This window comes from Roseofilum sp. SBFL, assembly GCF_017746885.1.
Taxonomy (GTDB): Bacteria; Cyanobacteriota; Cyanobacteriia; order Cyanobacteriales; family Desertifilaceae; genus Roseofilum.
The window spans coordinates 1-15,218 of sequence record NZ_JAGHZH010000141.1; the positions used below are offsets into that span (position 1 = coordinate 1).

Below are 15,218 nucleotides of genomic sequence, written 5' to 3' on the forward strand. Positions count from 1 at the left end.
GTCCAACCCTTGAATCAACAAAGTACATCAAGATTTTTCTTTTGAAATTTCGACACATAAGGCGGCAGGGCTTGCCGTGTCAGTCTGCGGAGCGAGTGTAAGACCCGAACAGAGTAAATCTGTGAAGGCAACTGCTATGAAACAGAAACCTAAAGCCTCCTGCGGAGGAGCTTCGCTAACGTGAGGTTTAGGAATCCCCTCGCCTTTAGGCAGGGGTGGATGTCAATCCCTTGAATCCCAGGACCGATCCGGAAGACTTGACCAACTTTTGTTCATTGGTCTGTTCATAACCTAGGAAAAGAACACGTGGAATTCTTATTACGTCTATCTCGGAACATCGATCGCCTGAATGAGCGGATTGGCAGATCTGCCTATTGGCTCACCTTGGTGATGGTCGGAGTCGGCTCTTGGAATGTCTTTGGACGCTATGTGGGGCGAGCAGTTGGGCAAAATCTTAGCTCCAATGCCCTTTTAGAAATTCAATGGTATCTGTTCGATTTGGTGTTTCTTTTAGGCGCAGCTTATACCCTAAAACACAATAATCATGTGCGGGTGGATGTGATCCAAAGTCGCTTAACTCCGAAACAAAAAGCCTGGGTAGATTTAGTGGGTTCCCTGCTCTTTTTAATTCCTTTTTGTACGATGATTCTCTTCTATTCTACCGGGTCAGTCGTTAACTCTTGGAAACTGCTGGAAAACTCCCCCGATCCCGGTGGTTTGGTGCGCTACCCGATTAAAACCATGATTTTGGTCAGTTTTGGTTTACTGATTCTACAAGGAATTTCCCAAGCGATTAAAAACTTAGACTTTGTGTTCAACCCCTCCGACAAAACCGACGAATAACCAGTTTTCCCCATTACTGATGACCGATTACCAGCCCATTTGATGATAGGGTATTCACATTCTGTTTCCCCTCATCTGACATGGCTTTGGATTGGCTTGGCCCCCTGATGTTTGTCGGAGCGCTGTTTCTGCTGGCGATCGGTTATCCGGTAGCTTTTTCCCTTGGCGCTACTGCTCTTCTGTTTACCCTCATCGGTATGGCAGTGGGGACGTTTGACCCGATCTTGTGGTCAGCGATGCCAGAGCAGATTTTTGGCATTATGAAGAATTTTACCCTGCTGGCGATTCCCTATTTTATTTTCATTGGTTCGATGCTGGAAAAATCTGGTATTGCCGAGAATTTGCTGGAAACCATGGGGATTTTGTTTGGGAGGGTGCGGGGAGGGTTAGCGATCGCCGTTATCTTAGTTGGAGCGCTCTTAGCTGCAACCACCGGAGTCGTCGCCGCCACCGTCGTAGCAATGGGTTTGATTTCTTTGCCAACAATGCTGCGCTATGGGTACGATCGCTCCCTCGCTGCGGGAGTAATCACAGCATCGGGAACTCTAGGACAAATTATCCCCCCTAGCGTGGTGTTAGTGGTACTCGGAGACCAATTAGGGGTATCCGTTGGGGATTTATTTATGGGGTCATTAATTCCTGGTTTACTGATGACCACAGCCTTTTTAATCCATGTATTAGTTATTGCTAATATCCGTCCCGATCTGGCTCCTCCCCTTCCGCCTGAAATCCGCCAAGCACCGGGGTTAGGGATGCGAGTTCTCAAAGTTATGATTCCTCCTATCTTACTGATTTTTATGATTTTGGGGAGTATCTTCTTTGGCATTGCAACCCCCACAGAAGCGGGTGCAGTGGGCTGTTTAGGGGCGATCGCCTTAGCGTATGCCAATCACCAACTCACTTGGACAAGTTTGCAGGAAGTCTGCGATGTCACCTTACGCACCACTTGTATGGTGGTATTTATCTTAATCGGCTCCAAAGCCTTTAGTTTAGTCTTTCGCGGTTTAGGGGGAGAGCGTCTAGTCCGGGAATGGTTTACGAATTTACCGGGAGGAGCGATCGGATTTCTCGTCATCAGTATGGCGATCGTCTTTATCCTGGGCTTTTTCATTGATTTCTTTGAAATCGTCTTTATTGTCGTTCCCCTGTTTGTCCCCATCGCCCAACAATTTAACTTAGATTTAGTTTGGTTTGGTGTAATTTTAGGGGCTAATATGCAAACCTCTTTTCTCACACCTCCCTTTGGCTTTGCCCTCTTCTATCTACGGGGAGTCGCCCCTCCAGAAGTGCGAACAGAGGAAATTTACCAAGGAGCTATTCCGTTTATTATTCTGCAATTAATCGTGATGGTCTTACTAATTCTTTTCCCTGGTATTGTGAGCTTTCTACCTTCGTTAAAGCTGTAATCCCATTTCTCTTTAAGCTTGCCACTTAAGCTTGCCACGAATGTATTCTGGGGAGACAAGAGACTTAGGGCCACTTGTTAAGGGCATCTTCATAGAAAAATGGGATTAGGGCCAGAACACTAACTGTTGAAGATACGGGTGCGCCATTTATTCAAGCGAGCTTCCCCAATCGTGGCGTAGCGTCGCGTTTCAGCAAGCTGTTCTTGTAACAAAGCAATCAGAGAGGATTGTGCCTCTGCCTGTTGTTGTAGAGAAGCCGATGTTTCCTTAGAAGGAGAGACAACTGAAGAGCGCCAATCACTTTTGACTTGTGTAGCTCCGATCGCTGCAAAAGGGCGTAAATCTGCCAATTGCTTTTGCAAGCGATCGATTTCCTCCGCTTGCTCCTGCATTCTTTGCTGCAAAGCCAAATTCCTAGCTGCTTGCTCTGGTGTAATGCGTGTTGTTGTCATGAACTGATACTTAGGTCTGAGGACCTCTGCCAGGATTTCACTGACATCCTTGACTTTGAGCTGTCCATAGGGGGAATTTTGGATCAGGGCACGGGTTAATTGAGGTTTATTTTGAGTAGCCAAATCCTTATCGCTACTCGAAGCACTCCGCAGTAATTGCAACATATTCGTAAATTCCAGCATCGATTGCCCTGGCTGGGTGCGATAGCCCCGATAATAAGGTACGATACTTTCCCCAAAAATCGTCTGATACTCATCGCTATCCAAATAAGTATCAATATCCGCCTCAAACCCGCTCTCATCCAAAACAGTGCTGTGATAGCGCATTTCCTCGAAGTTATCAGGCGCGCGTCCGAGTAGGTGCTTAAAGTTAAGCTCGATCGCCCGGTATCGATAGCAATTCTCAAAGAAACGGGAACGATAGAGGTCTGACTTAGCCACCTCGCGGACAAATTCGCGCACGCTCAATTGTCCCCGTTTCAGTTGGGACTCAGGAACGGTAAGCCGTTCGCTTTCCATCACATGGGCATTGCCCAACACCTGGCGGTAAACTGCTCGGATCGCGATCTGGGCATCAGTATCTGAGAAACCGGAACGCAGTTCAACCGGTGCGGTTTCCTTGAAGGGCTGGTATGCCTGATAGAATTGCGCCGATCGATCCTCTGATGGTGCGATAGTTCCCATGGAATTCCTCCAACTTATATAAAATGTGAATAAACTTTTGTCTGCTTATTAAAAGTCGCGCAAGACAAGCTTAACAGCATGGCATGACAATATCAATGCTTAAAAGCTGTAAGGATCTGAAAAATCATTTATCCTCAATAAAGCCTTCATACCAATTCTCTATTTTTCTATTTTGATGAATATCTTGTTTTTAGGTGCGGGTATAATTTTAGCGTTAATGGCGATCGCCATTATTCTCTATCTGGTCACCGCTCGTCGCTATGAATCCTCCGCTTCCGTTGCCAACTCCTACGACCAATGGACAGAGGAAGGGATATTAGAATTCTACTGGGGCGAACATATCCATTTAGGCCATTATGGCTCCCCTCCACAGCGGAAAAATTTTTTAACCGCTAAAGCCGATTTTGTCCATGAAATGGTGCGTTGGGGCGGATTAGATGCCTTACCTGCGAATACGACTGTTTTAGATGTCGGTTGTGGTATTGGGGGCAGTAGCCGGATTTTAGCAACCGAATAGGGTTTTGATGTGACAGGGATTACTATTAGCCCCCAACAGGTACAACGGGCCCAAGAATTAACGCCAGAAGGGGTGAATGCAAAATTTGCCGTTGATGATGCCATGGCGCTTTCATTCCCGGATGCCAGTTTTGATGTGGTCTGGTCAATTGAAGCAGGACCCCATATGCCCGATAAAGCGATTTTCGCCCAAGAATTACTCCGAGTCCTCAAACCCGGTGGACTTTTAGTGGTTGCTGACTGGAATCAACGGGATGAGCGGCAAATTCCCCTAAATGGCCTAGAACGGGTGATTATGAAACAATTGTTAGACCAGTGGTCTCATCCTGCGTTTTCTAGTATTGAAGGGTTTTCTGAACTCCTAGAAGCGACGGGATATGCCCAGGGACAGGTCGTTACTGATGATTGGACAGAACCCACCCTTCCCTCTTGGCTTGATTCTATCTGGCAAGGGGTCACTCGACCGGAAGGTCTGGTCAAGTTTGGCTTACCCGGTTTGATTAAATCCTTGCGAGAAGTGCCCACTCTATTGTTGATGCGGGTAGCTTTTGGGACGGGTTTATGTCGGTTTGGTATGTTTCGCGCCATTCGGGGAAATGGCCCTGGGGATCTCACGGAATCCAAATCTGATCGGATGAGTATAATTACTTCTTAGTCTGACTTATGATTGCGATCGCACATCTCAATCAAAAAGTAACGTTACATAAGTTCAAAATTGGCTATAGTAGACAACAAGACTTTATCTTGAGATTGAGAAAGATGATGATCGATCTAGCTCCAGCTCCATCCTTGTCAAACCAGGCTGGAGAGCAGAAAGAAGCACGGGCCCTCAGAGAAGTATTTGCGAACATTGATGAAAGGAGTTGTCCCAATTCCTACAATTTTCATATGCATACCCAATTTTCTGATGGAAAATTACGCCCGGAAGAGATTATTGACCAGGCGATCGCAATCGGATTGCAGGGACTGGCGATCACAGATCACCATAGTGTTGGCGGTTACAAAACCGCCCAAAACTGGCTCAATCATCCCAATCTCAACCCAAAACCCTCCCTCCAACTATGGAGTGGTGTAGAAATCAATGCTTATTTGTTAAAAACAGAAGTTCACATCCTCGGTTACGCCTTTGACCCCGATCATCCGGCTTTAGAACCCTATCTCCAAGGCCATGCTGTGGAAGGCAACGGCTATCAAGCTTCGGCAGTTATTGATACCATCCATGAAGCAGGCGGTTTAGCCGTTCTCGCTCATCCGGCTCGATATCGCTATCCAGCCACTGAATTAATTCCTGAAGCTGTCTATCTTGGCATTGATGGGGTAGAAACCTATTACGCTTATAATAATCCCACACCTTGGATACCGAGTCCCAAACAAACCAAGCAGGTTCGAGAACTGGGCGAATTCTATAATTTACTGCATACCTGTGGTACAGATACTCACGGTCGAAATATCCAGAAGCGATTGTAACGGGAATAGGGAATAGCCAGAGTCGAGCAGTGGGGGTTCTGCGCTCTCGCTAACACACCTTACCTCTATAGCAAGGGAAGAGAGAGTTAAGACATGTTCTGTTCCCTATTTCCTAAAACTACAATTTAGCTATCCTAACTTAACGAGTTCCTTGACTACGAATTAACTCCACCTCTTAAAATTTGCACCGCAGACAAATTCCTATCTCCTGACAACCCCTGCAAAAAGGGCGACTCTAGCACTTCTTCTCCAGAAAACTCTCGCGACTCATACAACCCTTCGACTAGCACAAATACTGTTATTCGTTCTTCCATGGGATCGACAATCCAATACTCGGAGATGCCCCTGGACTGATACTGTGAAAGCTTATACCGATAATCTCGGTTTGCGTTCTCTTTGCCTGGTGAAACCACTTCCACGACTAACTGAGGTGGAGGCATCTCCAAGCTAATTGTGGAGCGACTTGCTCCTTGTAGGGACTGCGCTCCTTCTTCTGACAACACTAACAGATCGGGCACTCTAACTGTTGGCCGAAGTCCACTCACCACTACTTCCGTCTTCATCCTCAAATAGTGAGGCAAAATTCCAATCTGTAGGAAATACGCAAACAGAAATGATTCAATACGCTGATTGCGATCGCTCTCTGGAGGCATAACTACCAACTCCCCATCTTCTAACTGATATACCGTATCTGTGCCATCATCATAATTTAGAAACTCCTCTAGACTCATACCCTTCACCTGCTGCAAAGCTTCAACTGCGACTACCATGTTTGCTCTACCTCCCAGACAATAATGGATCGAGACCTGTACTTATTTTATCAATTAAAAATTAAAAATTAAAAATGGGTTTTGGTGGTTGGTAATTACAAGTTAAGGTGATGTAAATTTTATCAACTCCCTCTTCCCTAACCACCTTTTACCAAAGCACTAAATAGGGATCGTCTAAGGTTTGGTTAGAGGTGGCGAGAACTTGCTTAAATTGATTCATCACGATCGCTCTTTGTTCTGGATTGAGAGTATATAATCCAGTTCCTTGAGCAATAAATAGGGGTTGATTAAACTCTAATTGAGGACTCAGGTAAAGGCGATCTGATGTTTTCGGAAGTAGTCCAGGGGGAAGATTGCCTGCGAGCAGTTTGCGCAAGCGATCGCCACAAACTGCCGTATTAATCCCCCGTTGTTCTAACAAGTAGAAAATCTGCCCCTCGGCGATCGCCTCATTAGGCATGACTCTGAGCAATTCTAACAACAGAAAATAATCACTATATTGATGACGTACTGTATTGAGAACTTGGGGATAGAGCGGTACATTCGCTAATCCATAAGCTACCCGACTACATTTAGGCGGTTGACCTTGTGGGGTACGGTCTTGGATAATTGCCGCGCTGGGTAGTTTTTGCCGTAACCAACGGGCGATCGCCACTAAAGATGCACTCCCCCCCGTACACAAAGCCTGGCGTATTGCTTGGGGGGCGACTCCCGTCTTGACAAACAGGCGATTAATCTCCCGATTCAGGGCACGCAAAAAAGGCACAAACACCTTCATCTCTAAATCGCGACGCTGAATAGTCCACTTTTGCTGCTTGAGGCGTACTGTAATCTGGTTTTGTGCCTGAAGTCTATGCTTAACCTCTCTGGCGATCGCCAATAACCCCTGACCCCAATCTGAACGTCCCAAATATTGACTAAAGTGATAACGGCTTTCTAAATCCACCTCTCCCACTTGGGGCAACTTTATTCCCTGCTCTTGCTCTAATGAAGCAGATAATAATGGATAGTCCACATTCAATAACAACTGAACAATAATATCCTGATCGATCGCATCTCCACCATAAGCCAAAGATCCCAAATGGAAATTTTCCGGCTTGAGTTGGGATTTGTTTAACGGAACATCCACCAGAGCAAACTCCGTCATCGTTGCTCCCGAATCTAGAATCAATGTTGCGCCTTGCCATTGAGTACCCTGAGCCGTATCACGCAACTCTGATATGACTAAAGCAATTGGCTCTTCTAAGAACAGAATTTGGTGAGGTCGATCGACCCAACCTGTCCTTAAAATTACCTCTCGCAGATTAAAGCGATAGGCATCACTCCAATGAGCTGGACAGCCCACAATCACTCCACTTAACTGATTCCAAACCTCTTGGCTATACTCTTCTTGCTCATTCGCCATCCCTTGCAACTGGGACACCATCTCCTCAATAATTGAGTCCCCATCGACCCCAGGTAAACCCCAGTCTAAGCAAAGTTTTAGAGATACCCCAACCTGGGTTCGCTCAGTTGGGAAACGCTCCCAGGGATAAAAACAGCGTGTTGAGTAATTGAGTAACACGGCTGAAATGCCGGTTGTTCCCCAATCGATTCCCAAATACCACAGCGGATTTTGCCCATCAGAATGGCTCTTCACACTTCTGCTCTCTCTCATTCTCAGAATTAATTTTTCTTCAAAGAATTCAATGGTGGCTCAGGATCGTCATCATCTGCAAACCCTTCAAAGACATCATTTAGGGTCAAGGTTTCTTCTAAAGTTTCTTCTACAGTTGTTCCATCAGGTTCACTTGATGCTGGTAGGGATTCATCTACGTTTACCGTTTCTCCCCGCAAAAATCCTTCAAACATGTTTTCTATCGTCGATGTGCCTTTTGGCGATCGCCCAGCGGATGGATCGATAGCATCCTTATTTCCCTGATTGTATTTTTCAAACACATTATCTACGGTAATGGATTTCGGCTCTTCGGTGTCTAAATTCTCAGACTCTTCCCCAAACACTGTATCGATACTTAAAGACTCCGGTAAGTTGAGACTGCTTTCATCCTCCCACAGACCAGTTAAATCTGCTGCTTCTTCCTCTGGAGTTGACTCCTGGAATGTTTGCTCTTCTGGGAATCCTTCAAATAAACTATCTACTCTTACTCCAGATTCAGAATTTTCTCGATCTTCAGGTTCTTCTTCTCCTGCCAAAATTCCTGACTCGGGAGGAGTTAAAATTTCATTGAGGAAATTCTCCGTATTCAGGGGAGTCTCCTCTTCATTCATAAGAGACTCTTCTTCAGGAGCGGAAATTGTGGGACTGGCGGGTTCTAAATTCCCAAATAGATCCGTAACTTGCTCTTCTGGAACTGACTCAGGAACGGGAGAAGTTCCCTCACCTTCGAGACTAAATAAATCCTGACTTAACTGTTCTAAGACTTCGCCCTGTAAATTTAACTGACTGACTTCCTGTGCTTCTTGGATCTCGGTGGGTAATAAGACTTCATCGGGAGAAGCAGAGATATAAAGATCTTCTGTGGCGTTTAAGGGGGCTTCGTCGGCCCAATGGGTTTCTAGGCTCTCCGATATAATCTGAGGTGGTGAATCTTCTTCGCCGAATAATTCCATAAAAGTTTCTAGAGATACCGGATCTTCTACTTGGGAAGGAGCCGGAGCGCCTTCAAATAAATCCGATTCTAGGACTGAAGAGGATGAGGATAAGTCAGTTTCAGGGATTTCCTCTGCTGCTAAAGGTTCTTGTTGCTTGTCTGTTTGGGCTTCAACATCACCTAGTCCTTCAAATAAATCTGATTCTAGGGTTTCGGCGATCGCCTCTTCATCTACGGGTTGCTCCCCTTGTTCTTCTGGTGCTGCGATCGCCTCTACATTCAATTCTGGCTCAGGTTCTTCGGCAATTTCATCCACTTCTGCCTCTTCTGCAAACTCTTGCAGGGGATCATCGGATTCTCCCTCATCTTCCCTTTCACCTGTTGTAAACCGATCGGAAGCAAACAGTGCATCATAAAATTCATCACCTTCCATCTCCTCTTCTAGGAGCCGATCGGCATCCGCTGATGGTTCATTAGAGAGTCGATCGATTTGATCCTCTTCGATTGCTGCAATTTCAACACTCTCTTCAACCTCTTCAAATTGTTCAAAAAACTCCAACCCGATCTCTTCATCAAGATCTACTAACTCTTCTAATTCCTCTGCATTCTCATCATCTATGGATTCCGGTTCAAAGCTATCCTCTTCCTCCTCAACCTCTTGGGCTAACTCAACCGACTCGGTTAAATGTTGGGGATCGCTAGGTTGGACAACAGGGCGATCGGGAGGATCTGAGGTTTGGGCATTTTGGGCTGCTCGATCGGTTTCAGGAGCGATCGCCGAAGGAGTCAGGGATTTTCCCCCACTCGGTGTTTCCAATGTTTCTCCCAAAGAGTCTTCAGAACGGCTTTGAATATAAGAAGATGCTTCTCGTCCTAACTGGGATGCTAACCGATTGACCAAGGCACTAAACATCACCTCGCCCTGTTGACCCAAGCTATACATATGCTCAACTCCTTGGGTCATTGATTCACTATAGCTTTGAAGATTACTTTGCAGTGTCTCAAAAACTACATTAATCGAGGCATCTAAGGTTTTGAGGAGTTTATCCGATTGAGCTTGCAGTGCCCTCAATTGTTCGAGTCGTTCTTGGGGAGTCAGCAGAGCTGGATCGGTGCTACTATCGGCAGCCAGAATTGGATCGTGGGGTTCGCGGGACTGATATTGCAGCAATTCTACCTGCAAATCCGCTAAATTCTGAGCTACCTGTTGGGTTAAACTTTGTGCACAGCGATCGATCAGAGTTTGGAAAAACTCAGTCATCATTTTCTGAGATTGACCCGACATCGCATTCTTGCCACGCTGTTGATCCAGATATTGCAGTTCCTGGCGCATCTGTTCCCGCTGGTTTTGTAGGGCAGCAATTTCTTCTTGCAAGGGGATCAGAATGCTCGATCGCAAATCTTGCACCACAGCTTGCACAATTTGTTGATTTGCTGAGTTCTGTGGTTCTAGTATAGGTTGGCGCTCTTGGGAAAGATCCGCCCCCAGTAAGGAAAGACGACGGCGACTGGCAGGAGTCGAACGGCTTGAGGGAGGAAGTTGACCTTTGGCAGCAGGGCGTTGAGTTGGGGAAAGGGGTAAACTGCCCAAATACTCCCGAACCCGTCTTAAAACTCGACGTTGTTGGCTCACCTCTCCCGCCATCACCCAGGGAAGGCGAGACTGGGTTTTGGATAGCACACTATCGATTTCTGTTATCAGTGCTTGACGCTGGTCAGTCTGAGGTGTCACAATCGTCATCCCTAACTATACGTTCGGTCGGTTTTGCTGAAGGTGGGCATACTGCAAGCAGTTTAAGTCAAAACTGGGTAAGAAGGGGGGATTTGATGCGAAAATTAACTTTATCTTACTTTATGAGTTCACGTTATTGAGGGCGATCGCCCCTATCGACTGATAAATCTTGTAGATTTTGAGGCACTTTACGTTATGATTGCCTTATCGTTTAGGTTGTAAACCCATGGCCTGCCCTCAGCCGTCGTCATTTCCGCTTTTAGTCTTTTAAATCGCACATTACCCCTATGGTAGAACGACACAAGTCTCGTGGTGAATTGAATCAGCGTGAACTCATTAAATCAGCCCCCTTTTTTGAAGGGTTACCGGAGGAGATTGTTGAACGGACGACGGCGCAAGTGGTGGTGCGAGAACATCCTTCTAACCAGGTCATCCTATTGGAAAATGATTGGGGTAGCTCGGTTTATTTTATTTTGGAAGGATGGGTTAAGATTCGCACGTATAATTTAGATGGTAAAGAGGTTACCCTCAATATTATTGGTAAGGGGGAGTTATTTGGAGAAATGGCTCCCCTCGAAGAGGTGCCACGCTCTACTGATGTGATTACCCTCGCTCCAACCACGATTGGTAATATGCCTGCTAGTGATTTTGTTAACCTAATTCATACAGAACCGAAGGCGGGTATCCGGTTAGCCCAATTGATGGCGCGGCGCTTACGACAAGTCAACCGACGGTTACGACTGCGGGAGTCTGATAGTACCTCCCGTGTAGCGGATATCCTCTTATTTTTGGCTGATGGTCAAGGAACGAAAACGGCTGAGGGTGTAGAAATTCCGAATCTTCCCCATCGGGAATTAAGTAGTTTGAGTGGATTAGCACGTGAAACAGTTACCAGAGTTTTAAGTAAATTGGAAAAGAAAAAGTTGATTGTGCGCCCCGATCGCGATACTCTTTGTATTCCAGATTTGGGTGCTTTAGAGCGACTGATGGTTTGATGGATAATAGGTAATAGGTAATGGGTAATGGGTAATCAGAAACCGGAGAGTCAGGTTAATCTGACCTTACCTCTAGTAGAATCAGCGTTTTTGGCAAGTACTTCTAGTCTGATTTGGTTGGTGAATTATTATTTTCCACCAGGGCCATTATTACGGATCTTTTTTCCCGTACCGATCGCCTTAGCCTATTTGCGCTGGGGAAGTCGCAATGCTTGGATGACTATGACGGTAACGGGTTTGCTCTTAACCGTTTTAATGGGGCCAACCCGCAGTATCCTGTTTCTAATTCCCTTTGGACTGTTGGGAGTGCAGTTGGGAATGATGTGGAAGCGGGGAGCGAGTTGGTTTGTATCTATTGGTTTAGGAACGCTGTTGGGAGCGATCGGATTTTTCTTTAAAATTTGGTTAGTGTCCATTCTCCTGGGTGAGGATTTATGGCTGTATCTGATGGCACAGGTGACTAGCTTGATCGATTGGATCTTCCTGAAGTTGGGATTATTGGCCGAGCCGGATATCACGATCGTACAGGCGATCGCCGTAGTCATGATTTTAGTCAATAATTTGATCTATTTGTTCGTTGTCCATTTGGTCTCTAGTTTGCTTCTCGAAAAGTTGGGTAACCCCATTCCATTGCCTCCCGCTTGGGTGGAAATTCTGTTAGATCGAGAGTAGTTTGGGGAATGGGGAATGGGGGAGAATCGAATGGTTCACTGATATGATTTCTGTTTACACTGAGTTCGATCGAGGGCAGTATTGGTTAAATAAGTATCGTAAAAGTCGCCCCCATTTTGCTTGTATTCTCGGTTTCACAGAAACGGCATTAATTCCAGGAATCTCTGCTGCCGGGGCAACGCCAGAAGACCGGCGCTATACCTGTTTGGCAGATGCTGAATTTTTATACAATGGGGTGACTCCGAAATATGCTTATCCGTTACCTCCCTTACATGCCGGTATTTCTCCCGTCTTTATCTCCCGTGCTATTTGTGAAGCGCTCCAGATTCCCATTACTTTGTTGAATGCGGGATTACCTATTCCTCCCCCTGTAGAAGCGGTAGATTTGGGGGGGACTCCTGCCTTCTGTGTCAGTAGCGGACAAGCTTTAGATCGAGAAAGGGTTCGTCATCTGTTTAACCAAGGGCAAAAATGGGGAACACAGTTAGCTCAACACACCGATTATTTGATTATCGGTGAATGTGTGGTGGGCGGAACAACCACCGCATTAAGTATTTTGACAGGGTTGGGATGGCCAGCATCGGGTAAAGTGAACAGTAGTCATCCCACCTGTAACCACGCTCATAAAATAGAGGTGGTGAAGCAGGGGTTAGAGCATGCAAGATGGTTCGATCAGCCCGGATCGGTGTGGGAATTAATGGCAGCAGTAGGCGATCCCATGCAACCGGTAGCTGCTGGAATGGCAATCGCCGCGAGTCAATATTGTGGTGTTCTCTTGGCTGGCGGCACTCAACTGTTAGCTGTGTATGGCTTAATGCAAGCTATTGCTCAGGAGGAAAACCAGATTTGGGATACGTCTGAAGTGGTGGTGGGAACAACGCGATGGGTGGCTGAAGATCCAACGGGAGACACGGTTGGTTTAGCGAAACTATTACCTCCAGTTCCATTGATGGCAACCCAACTGAGTTTTGCTAAGTCTAACTATCACTCCCTTCAAATGTATGAACAAGGGTTCGTAAAAGAAGGTGTTGGTGCGGGGGGTTGTGCGATCGCCGCTACCCTGTGCCAAAATTGGAGACGAAAAGACCTCCTTGAGGCGATCGAAACCTTAATCGACCGTTATTCTCATGGGTAATGGGTAATAGATAGATATAGGTCAGTCATTTTCCCTATTTCTTCCCTATTTCCTAGTTCCCAGCGCTAGAATTGAATCCGCTTAGACAGTAATTGCTCCTCTAGAGCAGCAATGCGATTATAAGCAGCGGTCAGTTGTGCAGTTAAGCGCTGCACTTGCAGTTCAGGAGATAAATATGCATCTGACCGGGATTCAGATATCTCACGACGGTTATCATAATCATCATCAACTAATACATCTTTATGATCCCAAATGGGGAGATCGGATAACTCATGAGTATAGGAATGATTACTACTACCCCGTTCTGGCAGATGAGTCTCTTCTGCTCGGAGATGGCTCGATCCAGGTTGAGATTCTAGCAAAGAGAATTTAGAATTAAGCCGTTCAATCGCATGGGACATGCTTTCTATTTTTTCCATCAGCATCATAATTTGGGTTTCCAAAATTTCCATGGGGGACTCCAGAAGTTACAGGTAAGGATTGTTCTCTACGATTTTAGATAGGCTTTGACAAGATTCTTGATTTATTTTTGAATCATTTAACTTTTAGTAAAAACTGTAAATAAATACTTAACATTTTCTCAGTTATGGATCGTCGAAGATTTTTGTCAGGAAGCCTGAAAACCGCGACTTTAGCACTATCGAGCCTATCATTGTCCTCAGTCTTGACTACGGGATGCAGTCCCACTGCCAGCTTAAAGATTTCTATTCTCAAGGGATCGATTCCAGCGACGTTAATCAATGAACTCAAAAAGGGACTACCGGAGAGTGTGAGTTTAGAAGCGATTCCGGTTAGTCAACTCGATCTCCTGTTTCAATCTCTGAAGCGAGAACCCAAGAATTCTGAGAATTCGCTATGGAGAAGTTTAGCTTTTTGGCAAACGGCTCCCTCTGCTCCGGATCTGGTGACGCTTGGAGATGTTTGGTTAAGGGAGGCGATCGCCAATCAACTCATTCAACCCATCGATACCTCTTTGCTCTCTTGGGATCAATTACCTAAAAGTTGGCAGAGCTTAGTAATGCGCGATCGCCAAGGGAATCTCGATCCGAATGGGGAAGTTTGGGGAGTGCCCTACAGTTGGGGAACCACGGCGATCGTGTATCGACCAGATCAATTTAAATCCCTCGGTTGGGAACCCACAGATTGGTCAGATTTGTGGCGAGAAGAATTGCAAGGTCAAATTTCCTTACTCAATCAACCCAGAGAAGTGATTGGTTTAACCTTAAAATCCCTCGGTTATTCCTATAACACTCCCGATTTAGAAACCATTCCTGAATTACTTCCAACCCTAAAACAACTCAATCGCCAAGTTAAATTTTATAGCTCCGACCAATATTTACAACCTCTAATTGAAGGAGATTCTTGGTTAGCTCTCGGATGGTCAACAGATATTCTATCGATCTTAAATCAGTACAAACTTAAAGCTATTATTCCCCAATCTGGAACTGCACTGTGGGCGAATATTTGGGTCAGTCCTAAGCTAAGTCCTAAGAACTCCGGTATTCAGGAATGGATGAACCAGTTTTTAAACTCGGATTTAGCCCTCAAACTCTCCCAATTTACCGATACCGCTTCACCTCTATTAATTACTACGAACCGCGATAGTTTACCTGCATCGATCTTTCAATCTGGAGTGAAGTTCCCCGATCCTACTATTTTTGCTAATAGTGAATTTCTCTTCCCTCTCTCTGAGCAAACTCAGCAGAGCTATACACAACTTTGGAAACAGATGCGGAGTAATGAATAATTGTTAATTAATACTACCAGCACGAGGCGCTCTAAAGTTCATGCAGAATAACCTTCTTTTTTTCAAGCGATACCCCTCTTTTGTCACTCTGCCGAATCAAGATAGGAATTAAGATAAGGGATTTAGGCTGAAGAAAAAAAGTATTGAAATTGATTGACACGGTGTAGCAATGGGCGAAGTGATGAGAGTAATTGCCAATCTGGGAAAA

12 protein-coding genes and 1 pseudogene are annotated in these 15,218 nt (G+C 45.6%); 8 read left to right on the forward strand and 5 right to left on the reverse strand.

Translation table 11 applies throughout. The features are described from left to right. Window positions 1-306 precede the first annotated feature (306 nt). A complete protein-coding gene (locus J7545_RS14705; RefSeq protein ID WP_318702011.1) occupies window positions 307-843 on the forward strand; it encodes a TRAP transporter small permease subunit in 537 nt (178 codons plus the stop codon). A gap of 80 nt (window positions 844-923) precedes the next feature. Continuing rightward, on the forward strand, window positions 924-2,249 hold the full coding sequence (locus tag J7545_RS14710) for a TRAP transporter large permease subunit (protein WP_318719762.1): 1,326 nt from the start codon (window positions 924-926) through the stop codon (window positions 2,247-2,249). 119 nt (window positions 2,250-2,368) lie between these two features. Here the strand turns inward: J7545_RS14710 and J7545_RS14715 are convergent, their stop codons facing one another. Beyond that, entirely contained in the window at window positions 2,369-3,385 is a 1,017-nt protein-coding gene (locus J7545_RS14715; RefSeq protein WP_318702009.1) for a phycobilisome rod-core linker polypeptide, read from the reverse strand. A gap of 175 nt (window positions 3,386-3,560) precedes the next feature. Between J7545_RS14715 and J7545_RS24105 the strand changes: the two are divergent. Both J7545_RS24105 and J7545_RS14730 read left to right on the forward strand, forming a co-directional pair. Beyond that, window positions 3,561-4,556, forward strand: a pseudogene (locus J7545_RS24105) (methyltransferase domain-containing protein). A 104-nt stretch (window positions 4,557-4,660) separates the two neighbouring features. Continuing rightward, window positions 4,661-5,368, forward strand: coding sequence for a PHP domain-containing protein (locus tag J7545_RS14730; RefSeq protein WP_318702006.1), 708 nt, complete (start codon window positions 4,661-4,663; stop codon window positions 5,366-5,368). A 155-nt stretch (window positions 5,369-5,523) separates the two neighbouring features. Here the strand turns inward: J7545_RS14730 and J7545_RS14735 are convergent, their stop codons facing one another. The 3 genes from J7545_RS14735 to J7545_RS14745 form a co-directional block, all read right to left on the reverse strand. Beyond that, the gene (locus J7545_RS14735) at window positions 5,524-6,138 is read right to left on the reverse strand and encodes a Uma2 family endonuclease (protein WP_318702005.1); all 615 of its coding nucleotides are present in this window, start codon (window positions 6,136-6,138) and stop codon (window positions 5,524-5,526) included. A gap of 148 nt (window positions 6,139-6,286) precedes the next feature. After that, a complete protein-coding gene (locus J7545_RS14740) occupies window positions 6,287-7,777 on the reverse strand; it encodes a hypothetical protein (RefSeq protein ID WP_318702004.1) in 1,491 nt (496 codons plus the stop codon). A gap of 26 nt (window positions 7,778-7,803) precedes the next feature. Then, window positions 7,804-10,461: a hypothetical protein gene (locus J7545_RS14745; protein WP_318719764.1), complete on the reverse strand. Its 2,658-nt coding sequence runs from the start codon at window positions 10,459-10,461 to the stop codon at window positions 7,804-7,806. A gap of 287 nt (window positions 10,462-10,748) precedes the next feature. Between J7545_RS14745 and J7545_RS14750 the strand changes: the two genes are divergently transcribed. Genes J7545_RS14750 through cobT form a run of 3 tightly spaced genes read left to right on the forward strand, consistent with a single transcriptional unit; the run spans window position 10,749 to window position 13,263 of the window. After that, the gene (locus J7545_RS14750) at window positions 10,749-11,456 is read left to right on the forward strand and encodes a Crp/Fnr family transcriptional regulator (protein WP_271938098.1); all 708 of its coding nucleotides are present in this window, start codon (window positions 10,749-10,751) and stop codon (window positions 11,454-11,456) included. Between the two features lie 27 nt (window positions 11,457-11,483). Further along, window positions 11,484-12,128: a DUF2232 domain-containing protein gene (locus tag J7545_RS14755; protein WP_318702002.1), complete on the forward strand. Its 645-nt coding sequence runs from the start codon at window positions 11,484-11,486 to the stop codon at window positions 12,126-12,128. Between the two features lie 43 nt (window positions 12,129-12,171). Then, window positions 12,172-13,263, forward strand: coding sequence for a nicotinate mononucleotide-dependent phosphoribosyltransferase CobT (gene cobT / locus J7545_RS14760; protein ID WP_318702001.1), 1,092 nt, complete (start codon window positions 12,172-12,174; stop codon window positions 13,261-13,263). A 65-nt stretch (window positions 13,264-13,328) separates the two neighbouring features. Here cobT and J7545_RS14765 read toward each other — a convergent pair whose 3' ends face one another. Next, window positions 13,329-13,715, reverse strand: coding sequence for a hypothetical protein (locus tag J7545_RS14765; RefSeq protein ID WP_318702000.1), 387 nt, complete (start codon window positions 13,713-13,715; stop codon window positions 13,329-13,331). Window positions 13,716-13,849: 134 nt separating this feature from the next. Here J7545_RS14765 and J7545_RS14770 point away from each other — a divergent pair, with 134 nt between their 5' ends. Next, entirely contained in the window at window positions 13,850-15,010 is a 1,161-nt protein-coding gene (locus tag J7545_RS14770) for an extracellular solute-binding protein (protein ID WP_318701999.1), read from the forward strand. Window positions 15,011-15,218 lie beyond the last annotated feature (208 nt).